This window comes from Bradyrhizobium sp. th-b2 (assembly GCF_000426785.1).
Lineage (GTDB): Bacteria > Pseudomonadota > Alphaproteobacteria > Rhizobiales > Xanthobacteraceae > Bradyrhizobium > Bradyrhizobium septentrionale.
The window spans coordinates 78,120-86,458 of sequence record NZ_AUGA01000037.1 but is presented as its reverse complement, the minus strand read 5'-3'; the positions used below and the strand labels follow the sequence as shown (position 1 = coordinate 86,458).

Here is an 8,339-nt window from a genome sequence, read left to right as displayed (position 1 = left end):
ATTGCCAAGACTGATGCCTATGTCAGGTCCCGGCGCGAACGGAAGAAGATTGAGATGCTCTTCGCGCACCTCAAGCGCATCCTGCGCCTCGACCGTCTCAGGCTAAGAGGCCCGTTGGGCGCTCGTGACGAGTTCCTCCTTGCCGCAACGGCGCAGAACCTCAGGAAGCTCGCAAAGCTGATCCCGATCCCTGCGCTCCAGCCCGCCTAGGCGCAATCAAGCACCCGTGCGCCGGTCGCATTGCCCGATCCCAAATTGCCAGTTCGCGGACTTCTTCAACACAATCGGTCAAAAGCGGCCCCTCTGCCGCACGCATGACCAACATCGGCTTGCCTCCCGGAAGCCGGCATGTCGGCGCGCTGAGCGAAGGTCAGCAACGGGCCAGGAGCGGACTGGTGTTGCGCGGGACACAAAGAGAGCCCTCCTCGCGTAACGGGGAAGGGTCAAGTCTTGCGCTCAAGCCTTGTGTTTGATCTTCACCGTGTTGATGGTGCCGGTGAAGGCGTTTTCCCAAGGATCGTAGTCATCGCACACTGGGGAGTAGGCATCCATGCCGATGTCCGCGGTCTCTCCGGCCAGCGACCACACCGCACCCTGCGTCTTATTGATGCGGCCTTCGCCGACTTTCCTGCCGTTGATTGACAGCACGCCGGTGCCGCCCTTGTGCAGGCCGCCGCCGTCATAGGTGAAATCATAGACCAGCGTGACCTTGCCTTCCGGTAGAGCCTCCTTGCCTTCGATGAAGTATTTCTCCCGCGCCAGCCAGTTGTAGGCGAGCTTGGGTCTTCCGTCCTTGACGTAAAGACTCCAGCCGCCGAACAAGCCACCCTGCGAAACCACCACACCGTTGGCGCCGCCTTTGGGAATGACCAGGTCGGCGGTGACAACATAGGAACGGCTGAGCGTGTCGATGAAGACATTTTCAGCCATGCCGGTCATCCCGGCGTAGTAGGTCACCTCGGTACGGCCAGCCATAATGTCGGGCCGTCCGGCATTGGTCGCATTCAGCCGTGCGAAGGATCGGTCATCCATCGGATAAACGCCGAACTTGATCGCCTCCTGATGGAATAGATCCTGCAGTTCTTTCAGCTTCGCGGGATTTTGCGCGGCGAGGTCGGTGGCCTGCCCGAAGTCCACGGCCACATTGTAAAGCTCCCATTTGTCCTTGGCGTAGTCATCGACGCGGGGGCTGCTCTCCCATGGCGCGCGGTGCATCACGCAGGCCATCCAGCCGTCCTTGTAGATGCTGCGATTGCCGCTGCACTCGTTGTACTGGACGGTGTGGCGATCCTTTGCCGCCGCATCGTCGAAGGAGTAGATCATGCTGGTGCCGGCCATCGGAATCTGCTCAACGCCGTTGACTATCTTTGGCTCGGGGATGCCGACGGCTTCAAGGATGGTGGGGCCAACGTCGATCAGGTGGGTATATTGCCTGCGGATTTCCCCTTTCGATTTGATGCCGCCGGGCCAGCGGATGACCATGCCCTGATTCTGGCCGCCGCCCTGGCAGGCATTGATGCACCAGGTTGCCGGCGTGGAGCCGGCCATTGCCCAGGCCACCGAATAGTTAGGGTAGGAGGAGTTCGGTCCGCCATACTCGTCCATTCGGGTCTTGAGATACGGGATGTCTTCGGGTGCGTCGTTGAGGTTGGACCATTCGTTGAAGGTTCCGTTTAGACCACCGATCGCGGTGCCGCCATTGTCGCCGGCGATATAGATCACGATGGTATTGTCGAGTTCGCCGAGATCCCCGATGGCATCGATCAAACGCCCGATCTCGCGGTCGGTATGCTCGGCATAGCCTGCATAGACTTCCATTTGCCGCGACAGCACCTTCTTCGCGTCGTCCGAAAGGGCGTCCCATTTAGGAATTTCAGGAGGGTTTTCAGCAATCTTGGTGCCCGGAGGCATCAAGCCCATCTTTATCTGACGCGCCAGAATTTCCTCGCGTAGCTTGTCCCACCCCTGATCAAATTTCCCCTTGTAGACATCGAGCCACTCTTTCGGCGGCGTATGAGGCGGATGCGCACCGCCCGTGGCGTAATACATAAAGAACGGACGATCCGGCGTCAGCGAGCGCGTACCACGTATCCAGCCTATCGCCTTGTCCGTGATATCGACGTTGAAATGATAGTTTGGGTCGCGCGGCACGCCGAGTTCGGTAGTGCCATCCACGAGGTAGGGCCGGAACAAGTTCTTCTCGCCGCCGATAAAGCCATAGAATTTTTCAAAGCCCTGTCGCGCTGGCCAGCGGTCGAACGGACCGCTAATGCTGGTTTCCCACGGCGGCGTCTCGTGGCTTTTGCCGAACATCGACGTGCAATAGCCCCACTGTCGAAGAATTTCGGCGATGGGCGCAACGCTCTTAGGCCGCATGCCGGTGTCGCCGGGATATGAGGTCGCACCGTCAACTACTGCGGCTTGGCTATTTTGATGTTGATTGCGTCCGGTCAATAGCGCGGTGCGGCTCGGCGAACACAGACTGTTGACGTGAAAGTTTGTGTAGGTCAGCCCCTCTTTGGCGAGACGATCCATGGTCGGGAAGTTGATCGGTCCGCCGAAGGTCGATGGGTCCGCATAGGAAGTCTGGTCTTGAAGAATGACCAGGATGTTGGGGGCGCCCTTCGGCGGCCGGATCGAGACTGGCTTCGGCTGCGGCACCTTGCGCCAATCCGGCTCGGTGATGACAGGACGCTGCGGCTGCGGAAACGGCAGTATCTCGCCAAGCTTCGGCCCCGTCGATGTGGGCGCCGCTGCAGGTGCCGGTGCGGCCTGCTGCACTTGAGCGGTCGCTGGCGCTGTCGCCGCCAAAGCCGTCATCGCCGCGAGCGACGAACCACCTAGCAAAAGGTCGCGTCGTTGGATGCCGGCATCGCCACGCCTCTCTTTTTCGGATGCGTTTGAGGAGGATTCGTTCGGGGAACCGTCGTCTGGACGATCGCTCATAGCGTCCTCTCTTGTTGACGATTGAACCAGCCTCCTGGATGTACCGCGTCCATCAAAATCAGCGACGCCGCTGCTAACCAAGAGACCAAGCGGGATGTCGCTTGTTTTGATAGAGGAACGAAACCCCCGCGGTATCACGTTGATCTAAATCAATGGAAGACCGCTATGGATCAAAAGGCGACATCTCTGTGGTCGGGGCCGCGAGTGCGCTTTACCTCTCGAAAGCGGACATCCTGAATTTATAAGTACGCACCCTAGCCAGCGGCTGCGCGTCCGATTCGCGCATTACGTCAGCTCTTCCGGATCCTCGGCTGCGCGCAGGCGTGCGATGCTGTCTTCGCTCGCGTTGGCACCGGCCGCCGCGATCGCAATCTCCCGCCCCAGGTTGGTACATTCGGCCCACAGCAGGAAGAACACCAGCGGCGGCCGTTCGCGCGCCTCCAGCATCTGCCGGCAGCGCTCCGCGGCACCGTCGAGCGCCCACCACTGCCGGGCCACGACCATGACCTTGCGGAAGCTTCGCAGCGTGCCGGAGAATTTCTGCGGGTCGGCACCCACGATGGCGCCGCAATGATTCAGCCAGTTCAGCCCGGCGTAGATCGCAATCCCGTAATCCTCGATCGCGGTGCCCGTGAAGTCGACGACGGTGCTGTCGTGCGCGCGCTGGCGCAGGAAGGCGTCGATCATCTCCGCCTGGCGGGACGGATCGGCCAGCAGCGAGGTGTCCTGCCGCGGCACCATCGGAACATAGCGCATCGCTTCCAGCCGGGTGTGCTCCCAGATCGCTCTGGTATCGCCGAGCAGGTCGCCGGACTTGCGCTTGCAGGCCGGATAGACCAGCACGCCGTTGTCGGCGAGATCGAGATAGCGCGGCACGACCTTGTCGAGTGCGGCGAGAAACGCCAATGGATCGGTGAGGCCGCGCAAGTCGCCGGCGGCGTCCTCCGCGGGTGCAGGCTTGTTGACGCGTGTCCAGCCGAAATTGGCCATCCCCGGGCGCCCCGATCTCAACCTGTCCGTCAGGTTAAATGGAAAATGCGCCAAATCAACTGCGGCATTTGCCGCAACGCGCCCGCTGCTGCCGGTTGACGCGGGAAACCGCCGCGCCTAGCTCATGGTTGCGCAACGCGGGTTGCCGCCGCCGCTTTCGGAACGTACCGCCCATGACTGCATCCGACCGCCAATCGCATTGGCAGACCGTCTATCTGACCAAGGGCGAGCAGCAGGTGAGCTGGTCGCAGGCCGATCCGCAGCCGTCGCTGCGGCTGATCGAATCCGTCGCGCCCGGCTGCGACGCGTCGATCATCGATGTCGGCGGCGGGGCCTCGCGGCTGGTCGATGCGTTGCTGACGCGCGGCTTTCACGATGTCACGGTGCTCGATCTCTCCGAAGCTGCGCTGGCGAGCGCGCGGCAGCGGCTCGGCACGGCGGGCGACGCGGTACGTTGGGTCGCCGATGATGCGACGGTCTGGCAGCCGCAGCGGGCCTTCGACATCTGGCACGATCGCGCGGCGTTTCATTTCCTCGTCGAGGAAAACGATCGCGCGGCCTATCTCGACCGGCTGCATCGCGGCGTCCGGGCAGGCGGCCACGCCGTGATCGGCACCTTCGCGCCTGATGGTCCGGAGAAGTGCAGCGGCCTGCCGGTGCAGCGCTATGATCCGGCAACGCTCAGCCGGACCATCGGACCGGCCTTCGAGTTGATCGCCGAGGAGCGGCATCGGCACGTCACGCCCTGGGGAGCAGCGCAGTCGTTCCAGTTCAGTGTGCTGCGGCGGAAGTGACCGGCCGAAGGGGCGCGACTTGCCAAATCTGTGCAATATGTCGGTGAAGGTAGAGGCAGCTGCATTCGATGGGGCTGCCGGCCAGAAGGAGAGCTGAGATGACGGATGCGCCGCGCCCGATCGGCGAGATCGCGAGCTATCACGCCCATGTCTATTACGACCCCGCGAACAGCCGGGGTGAGGCGGAACGGCTGCGCAACTGGATCGGTGAGCGCTTCCTGGTCACGCTCGGGCGCTGGCACGATGTCAAGGTCGGTCCGCACGATCAGGCGATGTATCAGGTTGCGTTTGCGGCCGAGCTGTTTCCGACCCTGGTGCCGTGGCTGATGTTGAACCATGGCGGCCTGAGCATCCTGGTCCATCCCAACACGACCAATCCGCGCCGCGATCATCACGACGATCCGCTCTGGATCGGCGCGCCGCTTGCCGTCCATGCCGACAAGCTGCCGGAAGAGTCCGAAATGGAGCAGGCGCCGGCGCCGAACACGTCGCCGACATTGCGGCCCTGAGCACCCGGTTGCCGGGATGCGTAAAGTTTGACGCAATTGCATTACAACCAAGTCGTTTCAAGCTCGTCGCGTTTTGCAATGAGCGGCGCGAACTGCTGCTGCGGCTGCGCGACGAGAGCGGCCCTGGTGCCGCCCGGCAGCTTCCTGCCCGCAGCCGAACGTTACGGACTGATGCCGCTGATCGACCGCTGGGTGGTTCGCCGCGCCTTCGAGATCATCGCCGAGCGCAAGCACCATTCGCGCAGGGTCGCGAGCTACGCCATCAATCTCTCCGGCGCCACCATCGGCGACAGTGACTTCGTCGCCGAGCTGTTCGCGCAGCATGATGTTTCGCCGGCACTGGTGTGCTTCGAGATCACCGAGACCAGCGCGATCTCCAATCTCGACGAGGCGCAGAAATTCATCGCGCGGCTGCGCGAGATCGGCTGCAGCCTCTCGCTCGACGATTTCGGCACCGGCATGTCCTCGATCGCCTATCTGAAGCACCTGCCGGTCGACGTCATCAAGATCGACGGCTCGTTCGTGAAGGAGATCCTGAACAGCAAGGTCGATCGCGCGATGGCCGAGATGATCACCAAGACCGCGAAGATCATGCAGAAGCAGGTGGTCGCGGAATTCGTCGAGAGCCTCGCGATCCTGGACGAACTGCGCCAGATCGGGGTCGACTACGCCCAGGGCTACGTCATCGGGAAGCCGGTCCCGATCTTCACCCTCTGGGAAGAAAGGATCGCCTGAGGCGCCGAAATTGTCCCGAATCGGGACTTTTTGGGCCATTTCGGCCGGCCGAGCGCTGATTCTCAGCCACTTTCCATCCGAAAAACGTTTAAAGAACCTCTCGTTGCCCGCTCTGTCTCGATTATGCCTTACTCTAATTCCCTGATATGATGAGCGATCGGTGAATCCCACGTGGGCCGGGCAACAGGCCCCAGAGCACCGTATTTGGGGATGATGGGTCAACGTACGACGAAAGCTGCCGGGCGTAAGTCGAGCCGCGGCATATCCCTGATGGGCAGTACGGCGTTTGCCGTGAGCGCGCTTGCGCTGTCGGCTGGCCTTGCCGCCTGGGCGGTCGGCATCGATCCCACCGCTTGGCTGCACGGACCGGCGCTCGCCAACACCAGCGCCGCGCTGAGCTTCGAAGATCGCTTCGGCTCGCGCTCCACGCTCAATTCGGCCTCGCTTTATTATCCACTGCGCCGCGGGTTCCGTTCGAGCCGCGGCGATTTCAATACCGAGTTCGATCAGATCGAGGATGCGCTGGCCGGCCAGTTGCGTGACACGCAGACCGAACAGGTGAGCCTGCCTGCGACGGCGTCCGTCGCCGCCACGACGCCTGCGACATCCGCGGTGCCGATGCCGCGGTCACGGCCGGCCGAAGCCAATCTGCTGGCACGGAACGATCAGCCGCCGCAGGCGCCGGTGCCGCAGGGTGACAACCGCACGTTCCTGCAGAAGATCGCCGACATGATGCCGGGCAAGCTGCAGCTGGCCTCGATCGATCCGAACGACGGATTGTTGTCCGGTCCGAGCCCCGATCTCGGCGCGCTCGGCTACGACAGCACCACGGCGGTCTACGACATCACCGGCCGCATAGTGTACATGCCCGACGGCACCAAATTCGAGGCGCATTCAGGCCTCGGCAATCTGCTCGACGATCCGGCCCACGTGAACGCCCGCAATGCAGGCGCGACGCCGCCCGGCATCTACGAGATGAAGCCGCGCGAAAAGCTGTTCCACGGTGTGCCTGCGCTGCGCATGACCCCGGTCGATGGCAGCGACCCGTTCGGACGGGTCGGCCTGCTGGTCCACAGCTACATGCTCGGGCCGAACGGCGATTCCAACGGCTGCATCTCCGTGAAGCACTACGACAGGTTCCTGCAGGCCTACCGCAACGGTACGGTCAAGCGCATCGCCGTCATCGTCAGCATCAAGGACGTTAAGTCGGCATCGACGCGCGCGCCGTCGAACTCGTAGGCCGAGTATGGCGTCGCCAGCGTCGCTGGCGACTGATTTTGCCTTATCATGCTTGGTCGGCGACGGCGGTTAGCCGATCTCTTTCCTGACCGTCGCGGCAGCGTCGCACATCGCCTTCAATTTTCCGAACGCGACGTGGCGCGGCATGTATTTCATGCCGCAGTCCGGTGCCACCACCAGCCGTTCCGCCGGCACATGCTTCAGGCCGTTGCGAATGCGATCGGCGACGATGGCGGCGGATTCGATCTCGGGGTTGCCGAGGTCGAGCACGCCGAGCATGATCTTCTTCGATGAGAGATCCCTGAGCACGCCGAGATCGAGCTTCGGCTGGGCCGCCTCGATCGAAATCTGGTCGGCGATGGTGTCGTCGAGCTCGGCGAGGAAGGAATAGCCGGCCGGCTTGGTCGAGCCCGGCACCACCGCGGCATATCCGAAGCAGAGATGCACCACGGTCGGGATCGTGATGCCCTCGAGCGCTCGATTGATCGCCTTCACCGCATAGCGCTTGGCGAGATCCGGATTGTTGCGCACCCAGGGCTCGTCGAGCTGGATGACGTCGGCGCCGGCCTTCTCGAGGTCGCGTGCCTCGGCATTGACGGCCGCGGCGAAGGCCATCGCGAGCTCCTCGTCGTCCTTGTAGAACTCGTTCCTGGCCTGCTGGCTCATCGTGAACGGGCCGGGCAGGGTGATCTTTGCGGCACGGTCGGTGTTGTTGCGCAGGAACTGCATGTCGTGCAGCTCGACCGGTCCCCTGCGCTTCACCGGGCCGACCACGCGCGGCACCGGCGTCTGCGTGTTGCCGGTGCGTGCGGTGATCATTGCGGGGTTGTCGGCATCGATGCCATCAAGGGCGGTGGCAAACCGGTTGGAGTAGCTCTCGCGGCGGATCTCGCCATCGGTCACGATGTCGATGCCGGCGCGTTCCATGTCCCTGATCGCCACGATGGTCGCGTCGTCCTGCGCTTCCTCCAGATGCTCGGCCGGCAGGCGCCACATTGCGTGCATGCGGGTGCGGGGCACCGACTTCGACAGCATGGCGCGATCGACCAGCCATTCCGGCTGCGGATAGCTACCGACGACGGTGGTGGGCAGCAGATGCCTGGGCAGGTTCATAATGTCCTCCTTC

General features: G+C 62.8%; 8 protein-coding genes. 5 read left to right on the top strand and 3 right to left on the bottom strand.

The window, feature by feature from the left end; all coding sequences use genetic code 11:
* Positions 1–210 (top strand): transposase (locus tag K359_RS0132435; protein WP_029083053.1); only part of this gene is annotated, 210 nt, incomplete at its 5' end.
* A gap of 246 nt (positions 211–456) precedes the next feature.
* On the opposite strand, the gene K359_RS0132430 is transcribed toward K359_RS0132435, so the two are convergent.
* Together K359_RS0132430 and K359_RS0132425 are read right to left on the bottom strand one after the other, a co-directional pair.
* Complete coding sequence (locus tag K359_RS0132430; RefSeq protein ID WP_198031211.1) at positions 457–2,946, bottom strand: arylsulfatase; 2,490 nt, start codon at positions 2,944–2,946, stop codon at positions 457–459.
* A gap of 285 nt (positions 2,947–3,231) precedes the next feature.
* Positions 3,232–3,936, bottom strand: a complete 705-nt coding sequence (locus tag K359_RS0132425) for a hypothetical protein (RefSeq protein ID WP_029083051.1) — start codon at positions 3,934–3,936, stop codon at positions 3,232–3,234.
* 173 nt (positions 3,937–4,109) lie between these two features.
* Here K359_RS0132425 and K359_RS0132420 point away from each other — a divergent pair, with 173 nt between their 5' ends.
* The 4 genes from K359_RS0132420 (at position 4,110) to K359_RS0132405 (ending at position 7,213) form a co-directional block, all read left to right on the top strand.
* Complete coding sequence (locus tag K359_RS0132420; RefSeq protein WP_029083050.1) at positions 4,110–4,730, top strand: trans-aconitate 2-methyltransferase; 621 nt, start codon at positions 4,110–4,112, stop codon at positions 4,728–4,730.
* Between the two features lie 98 nt (positions 4,731–4,828).
* Positions 4,829–5,239, top strand: coding sequence for a DOPA 4,5-dioxygenase family protein (locus K359_RS0132415; protein ID WP_029083049.1), 411 nt, complete (start codon positions 4,829–4,831; stop codon positions 5,237–5,239).
* 78 nt (positions 5,240–5,317) lie between these two features.
* The gene (locus tag K359_RS0132410) at positions 5,318–5,974 is read left to right on the top strand and encodes an EAL domain-containing protein (RefSeq protein WP_029083048.1); all 657 of its coding nucleotides are present in this window, start codon (positions 5,318–5,320) and stop codon (positions 5,972–5,974) included.
* Positions 5,975–6,244: 270 nt separating this feature from the next.
* The gene (locus K359_RS0132405) at positions 6,245–7,213 is read left to right on the top strand and encodes a DUF2778 domain-containing protein (RefSeq protein WP_035977493.1); all 969 of its coding nucleotides are present in this window, start codon (positions 6,245–6,247) and stop codon (positions 7,211–7,213) included.
* Positions 7,214–7,282: 69 nt separating this feature from the next.
* Here K359_RS0132405 and K359_RS0132400 read toward each other — a convergent pair whose 3' ends face one another.
* Entirely contained in the window at positions 7,283–8,326 is a 1,044-nt protein-coding gene (locus K359_RS0132400; RefSeq protein WP_029083046.1) for a 5-methyltetrahydropteroyltriglutamate--homocysteine methyltransferase, read from the bottom strand.
* Between the last annotated feature and the right edge of the window lie 13 nt (positions 8,327–8,339).

Coding starts and splice junctions, on each gene's coding strand:
- K359_RS0132400 (WP_029083046.1), bottom strand. CDS start 8,326: ATGAACCTGCCCAGGCATCTGCTGCCCACCACCGTCGTCGGTAGCTAT.
- K359_RS0132420 (WP_029083050.1), top strand. CDS start 4,110: ATGACTGCATCCGACCGCCAATCGCATTGGCAGACCGTCTATCTGACC.
- K359_RS0132430 (WP_198031211.1), bottom strand. CDS start 2,946: ATGAGCGATCGTCCAGACGACGGTTCCCCGAACGAATCCTCCTCAAAC.
- K359_RS0132425 (WP_029083051.1), bottom strand. CDS start 3,936: ATGGCCAATTTCGGCTGGACACGCGTCAACAAGCCTGCACCCGCGGAG.
- K359_RS0132410 (WP_029083048.1), top strand. CDS start 5,318: ATGAGCGGCGCGAACTGCTGCTGCGGCTGCGCGACGAGAGCGGCCCTG.
- K359_RS0132405 (WP_035977493.1), top strand. CDS start 6,245: ATGGGCAGTACGGCGTTTGCCGTGAGCGCGCTTGCGCTGTCGGCTGGC.
- K359_RS0132415 (WP_029083049.1), top strand. CDS start 4,829: ATGACGGATGCGCCGCGCCCGATCGGCGAGATCGCGAGCTATCACGCC.